Origin of the sequence: Achromobacter spanius, assembly GCF_002966795.1 — a bacterium.
Classification (GTDB): domain Bacteria; phylum Pseudomonadota; class Gammaproteobacteria; order Burkholderiales; family Burkholderiaceae_B; genus Achromobacter; species Achromobacter spanius_D.
Genome location: NZ_CP023270.1, coordinates 6,287,521 through 6,302,443 on the forward strand (window position 1 = coordinate 6,287,521; position 14,923 = coordinate 6,302,443).

Annotated in this window: 13 protein-coding genes and 4 tRNA genes; 1 reads left to right on the forward strand and 16 read right to left on the reverse strand. The window is 64.6% G+C overall.

Features of this window, described 5'->3' with window-relative positions:
* From secE to CLM73_RS28655, 13 genes are all read right to left on the reverse strand, one after another.
* Nucleotides 1-381 (reverse strand): preprotein translocase subunit SecE, encoded by a 381-nt coding sequence (secE, locus tag CLM73_RS28595; RefSeq protein WP_046806052.1) that lies wholly within the window; start codon nt 379-381, stop codon nt 1-3.
* Between the two features lie 64 nt (nt 382-445).
* Nucleotides 446-521: transfer RNA gene (locus CLM73_RS28600), tRNA-Trp, on the reverse strand.
* A 117-nt stretch (nt 522-638) separates the two neighbouring features.
* Nucleotides 639-1,829 (reverse strand): elongation factor Tu, encoded by a 1,191-nt coding sequence (gene tuf / locus CLM73_RS28605; RefSeq protein ID WP_105241261.1) that lies wholly within the window; start codon nt 1,827-1,829, stop codon nt 639-641.
* Nucleotides 1,830-1,884: 55 nt separating this feature from the next.
* Nucleotides 1,885-1,959 (reverse strand) — tRNA-Thr (locus tag CLM73_RS28610).
* 12 nt (nt 1,960-1,971) lie between these two features.
* A tRNA-Gly gene (locus tag CLM73_RS28615) sits at nt 1,972-2,045 on the reverse strand.
* 147 nt (nt 2,046-2,192) lie between these two features.
* Nucleotides 2,193-2,279: transfer RNA gene (locus tag CLM73_RS28620), tRNA-Tyr, on the reverse strand.
* A 113-nt stretch (nt 2,280-2,392) separates the two neighbouring features.
* A complete protein-coding gene (locus CLM73_RS28625) occupies nt 2,393-3,556 on the reverse strand; it encodes an iron-containing alcohol dehydrogenase (RefSeq protein WP_105241272.1) in 1,164 nt (387 codons plus the stop codon).
* Between the two features lie 24 nt (nt 3,557-3,580).
* Complete coding sequence (locus CLM73_RS28630) at nt 3,581-4,987, reverse strand: aldehyde dehydrogenase family protein (RefSeq protein ID WP_105241273.1); 1,407 nt, start codon at nt 4,985-4,987, stop codon at nt 3,581-3,583.
* Nucleotides 4,988-5,014: 27 nt separating this feature from the next.
* A complete protein-coding gene (locus CLM73_RS28635) occupies nt 5,015-6,400 on the reverse strand; it encodes a glutamine synthetase family protein (protein WP_105241274.1) in 1,386 nt (461 codons plus the stop codon).
* Nucleotides 6,401-6,570: 170 nt separating this feature from the next.
* Nucleotides 6,571-7,575 (reverse strand): Bug family tripartite tricarboxylate transporter substrate binding protein, encoded by a 1,005-nt coding sequence (locus CLM73_RS28640; RefSeq protein WP_105241275.1) that lies wholly within the window; start codon nt 7,573-7,575, stop codon nt 6,571-6,573.
* 146 nt (nt 7,576-7,721) lie between these two features.
* Nucleotides 7,722-9,323, reverse strand: a complete 1,602-nt coding sequence (locus tag CLM73_RS28645; RefSeq protein WP_105241764.1) for a rhodanese-like domain-containing protein — start codon at nt 9,321-9,323, stop codon at nt 7,722-7,724.
* Nucleotides 9,323-10,516 carry a cystathionine beta-lyase gene (gene metC, locus CLM73_RS28650; RefSeq protein WP_105241276.1) on the reverse strand — a complete coding sequence of 398 codons (1,194 nt, stop codon included), beginning with the start codon at nt 10,514-10,516 and terminating at the stop codon, nt 9,323-9,325. Before metC ends, CLM73_RS28645 begins: the two co-directional genes overlap by 1 nt.
* Before the next feature lie 2 nt (nt 10,517-10,518).
* The gene (locus CLM73_RS28655; RefSeq protein ID WP_105241277.1) at nt 10,519-11,106 is read right to left on the reverse strand and encodes a hypothetical protein; all 588 of its coding nucleotides are present in this window, start codon (nt 11,104-11,106) and stop codon (nt 10,519-10,521) included.
* Between the two features lie 140 nt (nt 11,107-11,246).
* On the opposite strand from CLM73_RS28655, the gene CLM73_RS28660 reads away from it, so the two are divergent.
* Nucleotides 11,247-12,122, forward strand: a complete 876-nt coding sequence (locus CLM73_RS28660) for a LysR substrate-binding domain-containing protein (protein ID WP_105241278.1) — start codon at nt 11,247-11,249, stop codon at nt 12,120-12,122.
* Between the two features lie 17 nt (nt 12,123-12,139).
* Here CLM73_RS28660 and CLM73_RS28665 read toward each other — a convergent pair whose 3' ends face one another.
* The 3 genes from CLM73_RS28665 to CLM73_RS28675 are packed head-to-tail and all read right to left on the reverse strand — an operon-like array spanning nt 12,140 to nt 14,921.
* Nucleotides 12,140-13,144, reverse strand: coding sequence for an asparaginase (locus CLM73_RS28665; protein WP_105241279.1), 1,005 nt, complete (start codon nt 13,142-13,144; stop codon nt 12,140-12,142).
* A complete protein-coding gene (locus CLM73_RS28670) occupies nt 13,137-14,054 on the reverse strand; it encodes a ParB/RepB/Spo0J family partition protein (protein WP_105241280.1) in 918 nt (305 codons plus the stop codon). The genes CLM73_RS28665 and CLM73_RS28670 overlap by 8 nt, the downstream gene beginning before the upstream one ends.
* A 45-nt stretch (nt 14,055-14,099) precedes the next feature.
* A complete protein-coding gene (locus tag CLM73_RS28675) occupies nt 14,100-14,921 on the reverse strand; it encodes a GNAT family N-acetyltransferase (RefSeq protein WP_105241281.1) in 822 nt (273 codons plus the stop codon).
* Between the last annotated feature and the right edge of the window lie 2 nt (nt 14,922-14,923).

Sequence of the window (14,923 nt, forward strand, 5' to 3'; positions counted from 1 at the left end):
TTATTTCCAGCCCAACAGCAGGCCGTAGAGAATCCATTCGATGCCCTTGTCGAGCACCCACATGAAAATGCCCATGACCGCCACAAACGCAAAAACGATACCCGTCATCTGGGTCGTTTCCTTGCGAGTGGGCCACGCGACACGCTTGACTTCGTTGTAGGACTCGCTGGCAAAGCTCAGGGTGCGGCGACCGGGTTCGCTGAACCAGGCAATCGCGGCTGCGATCACGAGGCCACCCACGAACACACCGATACGGGCGGGCATCGGCTGTGCGCTGAGCACGGAAAACCCGACGATGCCAGCAATAACGACGAGAACCGCCAGCCCGAGCTTGACCCGGTCGGCGGTACTGGTTACGGTTTCAACGCTGGTATTAGACATATTGCGACGCGAGCCGCCGTGAATGCGTAACTCGCGATGATCTCCCGCGGGTTTATCCTGGCGGTGGCAGGGGCAGTAGGAATCGAACCTACAACCTTCGGTTTTGGAGACCGACGCTCTGCCAATTGAGCTATGCCCCTAAACACATCAAACTCTCGTTCCGCCTGCATTGGCTCGCGGAACCATACATAGTACTACTTTTACAGCAAAGATGGATAGAGGGGCATGAATGCCCACCCTACCCATCCGGGTATTGCTTACTTCAGGATCTTGGCGACGACGCCGGCGCCGACGGTACGACCGCCTTCACGGATGGCGAAACGCAGGCCTTCTTCCATGGCGATGGGGGCCAACAGCTTGACCGTCATGGCCACGTTGTCGCCCGGCAGGACCATTTCCTTGTCGGCCGGCAGTTCGATCGTGCCCGTCACGTCCGTCGTGCGGAAGTAGAACTGGGGACGATAGCCTTGGAAGAACGGGGTGTGACGGCCGCCTTCTTCCTTGGACAGGATGTAGACCTCGGACGTGAAGTCCGTGTGCGGGGTGATCGAGCCCGGCTTGGCCAGAACTTGACCGCGCTGGACGTCTTCACGCTTGGTGCCGCGCAGCAGGATGCCCACGTTGTCGCCGGCTTGACCTTGGTCCAGCAGCTTGCGGAACATTTCCACGCCGGTGCAAGTCGTCTTGACCGTCGGCACCAGACCGACGATTTCGAGTTCTTCGCCGACCTTGATGATGCCGCGTTCGATACGGCCGGTCACCACGGTGCCACGACCCGAGATCGAGAACACGTCTTCAACCGGCATCAGGAACGCGCCGTCAACGGCACGCTCAGGCGTCGGGATGTACGAGTCCAGCGCGGCGGCCAGCGCCATGATGGCTTGCTCGCCCAGTTCGCCCTTGTCGCCTTCCAGCGCCAGCTTGGCCGAACCCTTGACGATCGGGGTGTCGTCGCCCGGGAAGTCGTACTTGGACAACAGTTCGCGAACTTCCATTTCCACCAGCTCGAGCAGCTCGGCGTCGTCAACCATGTCAGCCTTGTTCAGGAAGACGATGATGTACGGCACGCCAACCTGGCGGCTCAGCAGGATGTGCTCGCGCGTTTGCGGCATCGGGCCGTCAGCGGCCGACACGACCAGGATCGCGCCGTCCATCTGGGCGGCGCCCGTGATCATGTTCTTGACGTAGTCAGCGTGGCCCGGGCAGTCAACGTGCGCGTAGTGACGCGCTTCCGTTTCGTACTCGACGTGAGCCGTGTTGATCGTGATGCCGCGAGCCTTTTCTTCAGGAGTCGCATCGATCTGGTCGTAGCCCTTGGCTTCGCCGCCGAACTTGTTCGACAGAACGGTCGTGATCGCCGCCGTCAACGTCGTTTTGCCGTGGTCAACGTGACCAATCGTACCCACGTTCACGTGCGGCTTGGTACGTTCAAACTTGCCTTTTGCCATGGCTGACTCCTGACCTGGATTGCGCTTCTGACTGAAGAAAAGAATTTGGAATTTGTGGTGCCCATGGCGCGGATCGAACGCGCGACCTCTCCCTTACCAAGGGAGTGCTCTACCACTGAGCCACATGGGCATTTAAAAATCTTGGAGCGGGTGAAGGGAATCGAACCCTCGTCGTAAGCTTGGAAGGCTTCTGCTCTACCATTGAGCTACACCCGCGGCAAACCCTTTCACCTTTTCACTTCCCAACCCTTCGAAATGAAGGCCGGTAAAACCTTGCCACCTTCTTTGCGAAGGGTGCGCAAGGCTGCCAGGCCTTACATTGCAAATCCAGGCAAACCGCGCCTGGATTTAGGTATGGGTCTCTGGTGGAGGAGGTTGGATTCGAACCAACGTAGGCGCAAGGCCAACAGATTTACAGTCTGCCCCCTTTAACCACTCGGGCACCCCTCCAGCGGAGAACTTGAGATTATGAACACTTTCAAATCCGCTGTCAAACCATTCGGACGAAAAATTCAAAATTTCAGTTCCACCTCCGCCGCGTTTCCGCGCAGAGGGGGCGAAGCTTACAGGTTTCCGCGAATTGCTGCACGAAAAAGCTGAGAATATTTTTCGGCGGAGAAATTGACCGGGTTGGTTCCAGCGGACGGATCCTGGCTGGCCATGTGCCCCACCCGGTCGGCCTGGGCATCGTCCAGGCCGATTTCGGCCAGTGTGTGGGGGATGCCGACCGCCTCGCGCAGGGTCAGCACCCAGTCAAGCACCGCGCCCGGGCCCTGCTGGGGCAGACCGAGGTAACGGGCGAGCGCTTCGAGGCGCGGCGCGACCGCCTGTTCGTTGGCCTTCAGGACATAAGGCATGAGGATGGCGTTGAGCAGGCCGTGGTGCGCGTCATACAGCGCGCCAAGCGGGTGAGCCAGCGCGTGCATGGCGCCCAGGCCGCGCTGAAAGGCGGTGGCGCCCATGCAGGATGCGGTGAGCATCTGCTGGCGCGCCTGCACATCGGCGCCATTGGCGACTGCCTGCGGCAGATATTCCTTGACGAGGCGCATGCCTTCGAGCGCGATGCCTGCCGCCATGGGATGAAAGCCCGGCGAACAATAGGCTTCGAGATTGTGCGACAGCGCATCCATGCCCGTGGCGGCGGTGAGCTTCGGCGGCAGACCGATCGTGAGTTCGGCATCGAGGATCACGATGGACGGCAGCATGCGGGCATGGAAGATGATGCGCTTCACTTGCGCGGCTTCATCGGTGATGACGGACGCGCGTCCAACTTCGGAGCCGGTGCCTGCAGTGGTCGGCACGGCCACGACAGGGGCCATGCCGGCGGCGTTGACGCGCAGATAGTTGTCGCCGACGTCCTCGAAGTCCCACAGCGGCCGGTCCTGGCCGGCCATCAACGCAATGGCCTTTGCCGCATCGAGCGCGGAGCCGCCGCCGAATGCGATCACACCGTCATGGCGCCCCCGCCTGAACACGGCGACGCCGTCTTCAACATTGCGCCCGGTCGGATTGCCCTTGATGTCGTGGAACACCGCGCAATCGAGGCCCGCATCGCGGCATGCGCTCACGGCATCACGAACCATGGGCAGCGCGGCGAGTCCCGGATCAGTCACGAGCAACGGGCTTTTCATGCCGAGCTCGCCGCAATAGCCCGGCAGCTCCTTGATGCGTCCGGGACCTGCCTTGATGTTGGTGGGGTAGTTCCAGTTGACGGCGGGGACGGTCATGATTCGAATCCTGATGACGCGGCGTCAGAGGCTGCGTAGATGGAAGGACTTGGGCTGGGTGAGCTGTTCGTATCCGACTGACGACAAGGACACGCCGCGTCCCGACTGCTTGACGCCTGTCCACGCGAGCGCCGGGTCAAGGTAGTCGCAACGGTTCATGAAGAAGGTTCCCGTGCGCAACTGCCTGCCGATGCGCAATGCGGCGGCTTCGTCCTGCGTGTAGGCCGCCGCCGTCAATCCATACGGGCTGTCGTTCATCAGCGCGATGGCCTGGTCGTCGCTGTATACCGGCATGATGCCTACTACCGGACCAAAGCATTCGTCGCTCATGATGCGCATGCGATGGTCAACCTGGGTCAGTAAGGCGGGCGCGACATAACACGAGCTTTTGCTCATAAGCGAGTCTTCACTCGCATTTTTAAAATGCGAGTGATCAATCAGATTTGCCGCGCCGGCGCTGACCGCCTGTTCGATGACGTCGCGAATCTCGGCCGCCGCGCGGGCGCGAACGACGGGACCAAGCGTCGTGTCCGGCTGCAACGGATTACCCAGCACGTAGCGGTGCGTCAGCGCAACCGCGCGCTCGACAAACGCGTCATGCACGCTGCGCGCCACGTAGATGCGCTGGATGCCGCAACAGGATTGACCGGCGTTGAAGAAGGCGCCGTCCACCAGAGACTCCACTGCCGCGTCCAGATTGGCGTCTTCTCGCACGTAGGCGGGATCATTGCCGCCCAGTTCAAGTCCGACGCCGATGTAGCGGCCCGCCGCGCTCTCCTGGACGATGCGCCCTCCCCGCGCCGATCCGGTGAAGGACACATAGCCGATCTCGGGCGCGCGGATCAGCCGCTGCGTGATGTCGTGGCTGGCGTGCAGGTACTGAAAGACGCCTCTGGGCGCCCCCGCGTCGCGAAACGCGCGCTCGATGAGTTCCGCGCACAGCGGCGTCTGGTCGGAATGCTTGAGGATGACGGTGTTGCCCGCCATCAGTGCAGGAACGATGCTGTTCACCGCGGTCAGCAAGGGATAGTTCCATGGCGCAATGGTGAGCGCCACGCCGATGGGTTCGCGGCTGATGAAGCGCGTGAAACCGGCTTGCGCCGGCGCGGCGATGGGAGCGAGCGCTGCTTCCGCGATCTCGATCATGTGACGCGCGCGGTCCGCGAAGCCGTTCACCTCGCCAGGCGCGTGGCGCAACGGACGACCCATCTGGATGGTGATGGCGCGCGCGATCTCGTCCTTGGCCGCCACGAAATGGTCCACGGCCGCCTCGACGATGCGCCCCCGCGCGGCGATGCCGAGCGCGTGCCACTCAGGCTGTGCGCCCTGTGCGTTGGCCAGCGCCTGCGCGATCTGCGCGTCGCTGGCATAGGCGCGGCGGACAACCTCGCGTCCGTCTATCGGGCTGATGGTGATCAGTTCGTCGGTCATGGCGGCCCTGGGTTGCAATGGATGGGATCAGATGATTTCGAAGTAGCGGGCCAGCTCCCAGTCGGTCACGTGGCGCCGGAACTGCCGCTCTTCCCATTCACGCGTCGCGGCATAGTGTTCGACGAACGCGTCGCCAAACAGCAGACGCGCGGCCTCGGATGCGCGTAGACGCTGCGCGGCCTCCCACAAAGTGGTGGGCAGATGCAGGTGCGCGGGAAATTCTTGCGTGTAGGCGTTGCCCTGCACCATGGGCTCGGGCGTCAGGCCCTGTTCGATGCCGTGCAACCCGGACGCCAACGCCGCAGCCAGGGCCAGATACGGATTGGCGTCGGCCGAGCCGATGCGCACTTCGACGCGCTGCGATTTGTCGCTACCCGGAATGAGCCGCAACGCCGTCGTCCTGTTCTCCATGCCCCAGGTGGCGTCCAGCGGCGCCCAGTAGCCGGGCACCAGGCGCGAATAGCTGTTGATGGTCTGCGCGTACAGCGCCGTGAACTCGGGCAGATAGTGCTGCACACCCGCCATGAAGGCGGCCTGTGTGCTGCTGACGCCATGCGGCTGCGACTCGTCGAAAAAGGCCGAGCGCCCCGTGTCGTGATGGCGCAGCGACAGATGGATGTGACCGCTCTGGCCGGGATGCTCGTGCGACCACTTCGCCATGAATGTGGCCATCAGGCCGTTCTGCTGCGCGAGCGCCTTGGTGAAGGTCTTGAACAGAAACGCCTTGTCGGCCGCGGCCGCCGCAAGGTCCACGGCGAGCGCCGCTTCCAGCACGCCCGGGCCTGTTTCCGTGTGCAGGCCTTCGATCGGCATGTCCATGCGTTCGCACAGGTCGAGCAGCTTGCGGTAGAAGTCGCCCTCCACCGTGCTGCGCAGCACCGAGTATCCGAAATTGCCCGGCGTCCAGTTCTCCATGTTGCGGTAGTGCTTGGCGCGGACCGAGTGCGGCGTTTCGCGGAACATGAAGAACTCATATTCCAGCGCGGCGTAGACGTCGAATCCCATGCCCGCCGCGCGATCGATCACGCGGTGCAGCAGACGGCGCGGACAGATGGCGGCGGCATCGCCTTCGAACTCGGCCAGGAACAGCAGTATGTCTTCGCCGCCAGGGCCTTGCTCCAAGGGAAGCCGGCGCGCGCTCTGCGGCACGATCCGCATCTTGGCATCGGGGTATGCCGTGTGCCAGCCGGTGTAGCGGGTGTTGTCGTAGAGCTGGTCATCGAGGTCCCATCCCAGCACCACATCGCAAAACGCGAGACCGGAACGCAAGGCGCCCAGAAACTTGTCCCGCCGCAGGTACTTGCCCAGCATGACGCCGTCGACGTCGGACAGGCCCACCTTGATATGCGAGAGCGGGCTGGATTGGACCAGCCGCTCTGCGTCTTCCAGCGTTGCTACCCCTAGTGCGTGCATGCTTGTTCACCTTGTGGCTGAAGCGTTGCGCGGGACTGCACGTTTTTCCAGTCTAGTCACGATGCCACACGTTGGCAAACATGCCCTGCCCTGTACTTGCGCTGCACCCCGCTGCATCCCTGCCGCAGCCACACCGCGCCCCGTGGTTTCCCTAGGGCGGGCACGCGAACTCAGTCCAGCGACACACCCGCCGTCTTCACCATTTCGGCCCAGTACGCGGTGTCCTGCTGCAGCCGGCTCTTGAAGGCGTCCGGCGCGCTGCCCACCGGTTGGCTTCCGCCGCTGTTGATCTTGGCGATAACGGCGGGCGACTTCATGGCGCGGTCCACGGCCTGCGCCAGATACGCAATGCGCTCGGGTGGCGTGCCGGCGGGCGCGAAAAGACCGTACCAGTCGTCCGCAGTGATGCCTTCAAGGCCAGCCTGCTTCAACGTGGGTGCGCGCTTGAACACGCCGACGCCGTCGCCATGGCTCATGGCAAGGATCTGCAGCTTTCCGGCGGCCACCATGGGCTCGGCGGAAGCAGGCGACGTGATGAGCATGTCGACGGTACCGCCCAACAGATCCGTCACGGCGGGCGCAGCGCCGCGGTACGGCACGTGCACCAGCGTGACGTCGGCCTTCTTCGACACCAGCGCGCCCATCAGGTGGCTCATCGTGCCGTTGCCGGGCGTGGCAAACGTGATGACGCCCGGTTGCTTGCGCGCCGCCGCCAGGTAGGCATCCAGCGTCTTGTACGGCCCGTCCGCGCGCGACACGAGCACCAGCGGCGCCGAGGTGATCTGCGAGATCGGCACGAAGTCCTTCAGTGGGTCGAACCCCACATTCTTGTACAGGCGCGGATTCACTGCCATGACGCTGGTCTGGGACATCACCAGCGTATAGCCGTCGGGCTTGGCGCGCGAGACCTGCGCGGTGCCGACGTTACCGCCCGCCCCCGAGCGGTTCTCGACCACCACGCTCTGGCCTGTAATGGCGCCCAGTTCCTGCGCGATCAGACGCGCAACGCCGTCGTTGCCGCCGCCGGGAGGAAACGGCGAAACCACGGTAATGGCCTGCTTCGGATAGTCCGCCAACGGCGCGGGCGCGGGCGCCTGCGCGTGTGTCGTGACTCCCCACAGCAGGCCCGCCATCGCGGCGGCGGTCTTGCAAGCGTGCAATGCGTGATGCTTCATCTGGATTTCCCCTTGAGTTGGCAGCCGGATACTCGGCCGTCCTTTGCATTCCGGTTCGCCATGAACCGTCCGCACCCCGCCGGCAAAGGCCGCCGGGGTGTACTGATCAGGTTGAAGCGTGGGTGACGCCGCGCGCGGCGGCGGTGTCAGCCGGCCGGAGACCCGGGGAAACGGTAGGTGGCGCGTTCCCGCTCGTCGATCTGTTTGACGAGGTTGGTTTCCCAGGCCAGGTACTGCCTCGCGGCGGCCTTGTTGCCGTCGTGACGGTCGTGCACGAAGAAGAGGTAGTCGATGCAGTCGCTGTCGGGCGGATCGGCGAGCGAGGATTCCAGCGGGATCCCTTGCGCGGTCCAGCTTTCGGGCGTACCCGTGTTCGCCTTGGCGTCCGGCATGCCCAATGCGCGCAGGTCGCTCGCCGCCCAGGCCGCCAGCGCGACGTCCTCGGCCAGCAGGATGACGGGGCGCGCGGGATCGAGATGCAGCCGATCCAGACGCGGCCGGATCGACCAGCGCGCGCCGGCGACGTGGCGCGTTCGATACCGCATGCTGGGGCGGATATCGATCGCCTGCGCGCCCTGCGCCAGCGCTTCCGCAAGTTGCGCATCGGACAGCACGGTGATCGCCGGGACCGGCGCCGCGGCCACGTCGTTGACCAGCGCGGCGCTGCTTCCTGCGTCGAGCGTGCAGGCGTCCCAGCCCATTTGCCGCAACCAGCTGGCGACGACCGGCGCGCGCACGCCTTCCGCATCGAACACGACGATCCGCGCGCCGCGCACGGCGATGTACTGGTCAGTCGCCTGGATGAGCTGTCCACCCGGCGCATGTTGCGCGCCCGGCAGGGAACCTTGCGCGAATTCCTCGGCGCTGCGTACATCGCACAGGAACGTGGTGCGGTCGGCGTCGCCCAGCCAGGCCTGAACCTGCGCGGCGTTCGCCGACGGCACGCCATGGCGCTGGGCCAGCTGCGCGGAGCGCTGCGCCAATGCTGGAACATCGCCCTGCGAGACGTCGTCCGCATAGCGGCGGCGCGCGCCGTGCTCGAGCTGCAGATCCTCCAGATACCAGCCCTGCGTGCCGTTTTCGAGCGCGTAGACAGGATTGGGCACGCCAAGGTTGATCAGCGTCTGCGCGCCGATAATGCTGCGGGTGCGGCCGGCACAATTGATGACGATGGTGGTGTCTGGCCTCGTCGCGAGCGTATGGGCGCGCAGCGCAAGTTCGCCGTTGGGGCAGCAGATGCCGCCCGGGATGCTCATCTTCTGGTATTCGGCAAAAGGACGGCCGTCCAGCACGATCAGGTCGTCGCCGCGGCGCTGACGCTCGGCCAGTTCGCGCGCGCCGATGCGGGGGGTGTGGAAAACCTCTTCGGCGAGTTCACCGAAGGTCTTGCTGGGCACATTGACACCCGCGAATGCCGCGTAGCCATCGCGCTGCCATTGCGCCAGCCCGCCCGCCAATTGGTGCACGTTCGTGTAGCCCAGCGCGGCCAGTGCGCGGGCGGCGCGCGCCGCGGTGTCGTCGCCGCCGTTGTCGTAGACGACGACGCGCACGTCACGGCGCGGGGCCAGACGCACGATGTCGATTTCAAGCCTGCTGTAGGGGACCGGCGCGGCGTAGAAAAGATGGGACTCGCCGTACTGGCCATGCTCGCGCACATCCAGCAGCGCGATCTCGCCGCCATCGTGCAGCCACTGCTTGAGCGTGTGCGAATCGACGCTGGCGGATTGTTGGTCGTGAGAGGACTGCATCATGAGATTCGGAGGGAGCGTAGGGGTTGGGTCAGCGCGGCAAGGCCGCGTTCCAGGTCGGCGATGAGGTCTTCGGGATCTTCCAGGCCGATATGCAGACGCAGCATGGGACGGCTGGCCTGGTAGCCGGGAAGCGATCGTGAGTTCTGCAAGAAAACCGGTATCACCAGGCTTTCGAATCCGCCCCACGATGCGCCAATGCCAAAGAGTTGCAGGCTGTCGATAAGCCTTTCGGCATCGGCGTCGGTGTAGGCGTCGGTCAGTTCAAGCGTCAGGAGCCCATTGGCGCCATTGCAATCGCGCCGCCAGATGGCGTGGGACGCGTCGCCCGGCAAGGCGGGATTCAAGACGCGCGAGACTTCCGGCCGCGCCTGCAGCCATTGCGAGATCCGCAGCGCGCTGCGGGCGTGCTGCGCCAGGCGCAACGGCAGCGTGCGCATACCGCGAAGCACCAGATACGCGTCGTCGGCGCCAACCGTCTGGCCGAAGTCGATCGTCGCCCGGTCCAGCGCGCGCCAGGCACGTTCGTTGGTGACCACCGCGCCCATCATGACGTCGGCATGCCCACCGAGATATTTGGTCGCGGCCAGGATGGAAATATCGGCCCCTAATGCGAGCGGCTGTTGCAGCAAACCAGACGCCCACGTGTTATCCACAGCCAGCCAGCAACCGTGTTTTTTTGCAGTTGTGGATAACTCGATGAGGTCCGGCATCTCGTAGGTCAAAGACCCCGGCGACTCGGCGTAGATCATGCGAGTGTTGGGCCGGATCAGCGGCTCGATGTCCACGCCGTCGGGGCGGTAGTACGTGAATTCGATACCCAGGCGCGTCAGGTGTTCGGCGCAGAACCGGCGCACCGGTTCATACACGGCATCGGTCAGCAGCACATGGTCGCCCGCCCGAAGATAGGCGAGCAGCACGGTAGCGATTGCGGCCTGGCCTGTGGGGTAGAGCTTGGCACGAAAGCCCTCTTCCAGTTCGACCAGCGCGTCTTCCAATGCGTGCGTGCTGTCGGTGCCGCGCGCGCCATAGGAGGGCAGGCGCTCCTGTTCGCGGCGCGCCCGCGTATCGCGCCACGCCTGCACGTTGTCGAACACATACGTGCTGGCGCGCGTGACCGGGGTGTTGACCCAGCCTTGATGAGGACGTCCCGCGCGCAGCAGGCGCGTGGCGGACCGGAAGGGCTTGCTCATGATCAGCGCCGCGTCTGCACGCCGATGGGCATGATTTTGCAGGTGCCGGTGTCCAGGTCGAAGCCCAGACGTTGGTCCAGCGTTTCCAGCGCGCGCCCGTACATGTGCAGGTGGCGGATGACGCTGTCGCCCTGGATCTCCACCGCGTGGATATCGTCGGGCATCAGGGCGATGCCGCTGCCGGGGCCCACGACGACGGTGTCTACCTTTTCCAGCTTGCCGACGCCCGGCTCGGACCCGTCGTCGACGCGGTCGTACACGTAGTTGTATTCGACGCCTTCGACCGCCGCGATACACGCCCAGGTGGTGTGGTTGTGCGGCACGATCTTCTTGCCCGGGCGCATTACGTTCAGGTAGAGCGCATTGCTTTTGTCGGCGTCTTCGGCGATGAGATAACGGGCCTGACGTTCTTCGCCTTCGGGCGGGGGATAGCGGTCGGCGCCCCACCATGCGGTGTTGCCCGCCAGAGCGACCAGCTCGTCCAGGACCGCTTGCAGGCTGTCGCGGTTCAGGCCCTTATTTCCTACAGTTTTTTTAATATTTTCGACCGCGCTATCGATGCCGGCCTGTTGAGGATGTGCAGTGCTCACGTCGACGTTCCCTCTTGTTTCATGAGTGATTGCACTTACTGTATCGCCGGGTCAGCAGGCCAACAATTTAAATTGCTTGAAGATTCCATTAGGACTGCTAATGTGTCGGGTTATCCCTGAACCCGTTTTTCACGACCAGAATGCGGAATCTCGACCTTGATCTGCTGCGCACGCTTGCGGCAATCGCCCAGCATGAAACGTTCTCGGAAGCCGCCAACCGGCTGCACAAGACGCAGTCGGCCATCACGCAGCAGATGCAGCGGCTTGAATCCATGATCGGCCTGCCCCTCTTTGAAAAGCAGGGCCGCAACAAGGTGTTGTCGTCCCACGGCCGGCGGCTGGTCGAATACGCGCGGCACATGCTGGCCATCAATGACGAAGCGTTGCGAGCGCTGCAGGCTGGACCGTTGGAAGGCGATCTGCGGCTGGGCGCACCGCTGGACGTGGCCGACACGATCCTGCCCACGCTGCTGACGCACATCGCGCGCGTCGCGCCACGCGTGAAGCTGGAGATCCGGGTGGATCGCAGCCCTTTCCTGATGGACGCCCTGCGCGCCGGCGAGATCGATCTGACCATCTCGACGCGCTTTGATCAGGATTTTGAAGGCGTGGCGTTGCGCACGTCGCCGACGGTCTGGCTGGCGTCCGCGGATTATGTACACGATGCCCATTCGCCCGTGCCGCTGGTGCTGGCGGACGAGCCCAGCATCTTCCGCCGGCTGGCGCTCAATGCGCTGGAGCAGGCGCAGGTGCGCTGGCACACGAACTACGTGGCGCCGAATCTGGTGGGCATCAAGGCGGCGCTACGCGCGGGCTTGGGCGTGACGGCGCGCAGCGTGGAACTGCTGGGGCCGGAGATGCGGGTGCTGGGCGAAAAGGAAGGATTGCCGCCGCTGCCGGATGTGACGTACTTCCTGTGGATAAGGCGTGATCTCATCAATCCGCTGACGCGGCAGGTGTACGACATGCTGCGGACCAATCTGGGGCTTGCGCAGCAAGGCGCCGCGACGGCGTAGCCGCCGCGGTCCGCACTTCAGTAGCGGTCGAATATCTGCTGCAGGGCAGCCGGTTCGCGCGTGATCGTCAGCGCGAGCATCAACAGGATGCGCGCCTTTTGGGGATTCAGGTCGCGCGCAGCGACAAAGCCCAGGCTGGCGTCATCGACTTCGACGTCGCGCGCCACGAAACCGCTGCCCGTGCGGCTGGACCGCACGATCGCCACGCCATCATCAGCCGCGCGGCGCAGGCCTTCGATGGCCAGGTCGGTGGCGTTGCCGTCACCCACGCCCGCCAGCACGATGCCGTCGGCCGCGCTGGCCAGGAAATCGATCAGGTCGGCCTGCAGGTTGGCGTACGCGTAGACGATGTCGACACGCGGCCAGCCGGCCTTTTCCAGTAATGCGAGTGAAAACTCGCTTTGTTCGCCGAACGTGGTGGCGTTGCGCGAATAGAAGTTGGGCACGCCGCCGTGCATGACGCCGGCGCGGCCGCGATTGGGCGACGCGAAGGCACACAGGCCCGCGCTGGCGATCTTCTGGATTTCGCGGGCGTAGTGGATGTCTTCGTTCATGACGACGAGCGGCCCGCGGCCGCGCGCGTCGGGATGACGCGCCAGCGCCACCGCGTTGTACAGGTTGGCCGGCCCTTCGGCGCCCAGCGCCGTGGCGGGACGCATCGCGCCGACCAGCACGACGGCCTTGTCATGGCGGTTGACCAGGCTGAGGAAATACGCCGTTTCCTCAAGCGTGTCCGTGCCGTGCGTGATGACGATGCCGGCCACCGACGCATCCTGGCAAAGCGTGTCCACGCGCTGCGCCAGCGCGCGCCAGACGTCGTGCGTCATGTTCTGGCTGCCGACGTTGGCCACCTGCTCGGCGCGGATCTCGGCAATGCCGGCAAGCTGCGGTACCGCGGCAAGCAGGTCGTTCACCGAAAACGTGCCGGACTTGTAGCCCGCGGACGTGGCGTCGGCCTGGGCCCCTGCGATCGTGCCGCCCGTTGCGAGCACCGCAATGACGGGCAATGCGCGTTCAGGCATCCACGGCTCCGGACAGGCCTTGGCGTTCGAGGAGCGAGTTCAGGTGCTCCCAGCCGTGGAAGTCGATGACGATCTGCCCTTTTTCCTTGGCGCCCACCTTCAGCGCGACGCGCGTGCCCAGATGGTCGGACAGCGCTTCTTCAAGACGCGTCAGGTCGCGCGACACGCCGTTGGTTTTCTTCTTGGGCGAGGCCGAGGCTTCGGCTTCCTTGGCGGTCTTGGCGACGAGCTTTTCGGCCTCGCGCACCGACAGGCGGCGCGCGATGATTTGGTTGGCCAGCTGGATCTGCGTGGCCGCGTCGACGGCGAGTAGCGCGCGGGCGTGGCCCATGTCGACGTCGCCGGCCAGCAGCATGGTCTGCACCGGCGCGGCCAGGTTCAGCAGACGCAGGAGGTTGCTGGTCGCGGAGCGCGAACGGCCAATGGCCTGCGCGGCCTGTTCGTGCGTCAGGCCGAACTCATCGAGCAGACGGCGCACGCCGTGCGCTTCTTCCAGCGGATTCAGATCTTCGCGCTGGATGTTTTCGATGAGCGCCATGACGGCCGCGTTTTCGTCGGCGACCTCACGCACGAGCACCGGCACTTCCTTCAGGCCGGCAAGCTGCGCCGCGCGAAAGCGCCGTTCACCCGCGATGATCTCGTAGTGGCCGGGCACATCGCCCAGCGCACGCACGAGAATCGGCTGCATGATGCCTTGCGTTCGAATCGATTCGGCCAGCTCGCCCAGGGCGCCCTCGTCCATGCGCGTGCGCGGCTGATATTTGCCGGCGCGCATCTTCGAGATGGGCAGGGTGGAAGGCGGACCCTCGGGCTTGGCGACAGCCTTGCCGATGTTGTCGATCGCGGGCGCGTCGGCGCCCAGCAAGGCGTCCAGTCCGCGACCCAATCCCTTGGGTTTCTTGGTGGCCATAATTAAATCCTCTTTCCTTCTGTCTTTGTATCCTGAGCGCCAGGCTCAGGCGTCCGCCTGCTCGGCGGGCAGGCGGTACCAATACGCGTAACAGTCTTTGAATCCGTAGCGGGCGTACAGCGTCCGCGCCGCGGTGTTTTCCGGCTCGACCTGCAGGTAGGCCGTGCTGGCGCCGCCGGCGGCCCCTTCGGCCAGCAAATGCTCCATCAGGACGGCGGCGTAGCCTTTGCGCCGATGTCCTGGATGGGTAACGATGTCGAACAGGCCGAGCAGGTCGCCTTCGCGCACGGCCATGCCCGCGACCACTACCTGCCCTGCCGCGTCGGTGGCGAGCACGGGCAGCTTATCCACAGCCAGGCCCTGCAGGCGCGTCTGATGTTCGTCGATGTGCGCGGCAGACGAGCCGCGCAACGCCCCGACCGCCGCCGCGAAGCGTTCGGCATCGACCAGGCTGAAATGCAAATCGCTCCTGACGCTTGCGCGGGGAGCGAGCGGCGTGCTCATGACGCGAGTCTCACCGGTGTAGATATAACCGCGGGCCTCCAGTTCGGCGTCGAGCGAAAAATCGGGGCCGATGGAGGTGATGCGCAGCACCATGGGCAAACCCTGGCGCGCATACAACGATGAACAATACGCCAGCCGCTCATCCAAAGGACGTGTGGATAACCCCAGCACATTGACGCTGCGCACGCGCTTGGCCGGCGAACGGGCGAAACGCACCAGCCAGCCATCATAGATCACCTGCGCGCTCACGGCGGTGGCGTTGAGCGCCGCGTCTTCCAGCCGCACGCGCAGCGCATCGCGCACGTCGGCGGGCGGCGTGGAGATGGCTGTCTGGGTCGGAAAAAAGAGCGCGGCGTTGGACATGG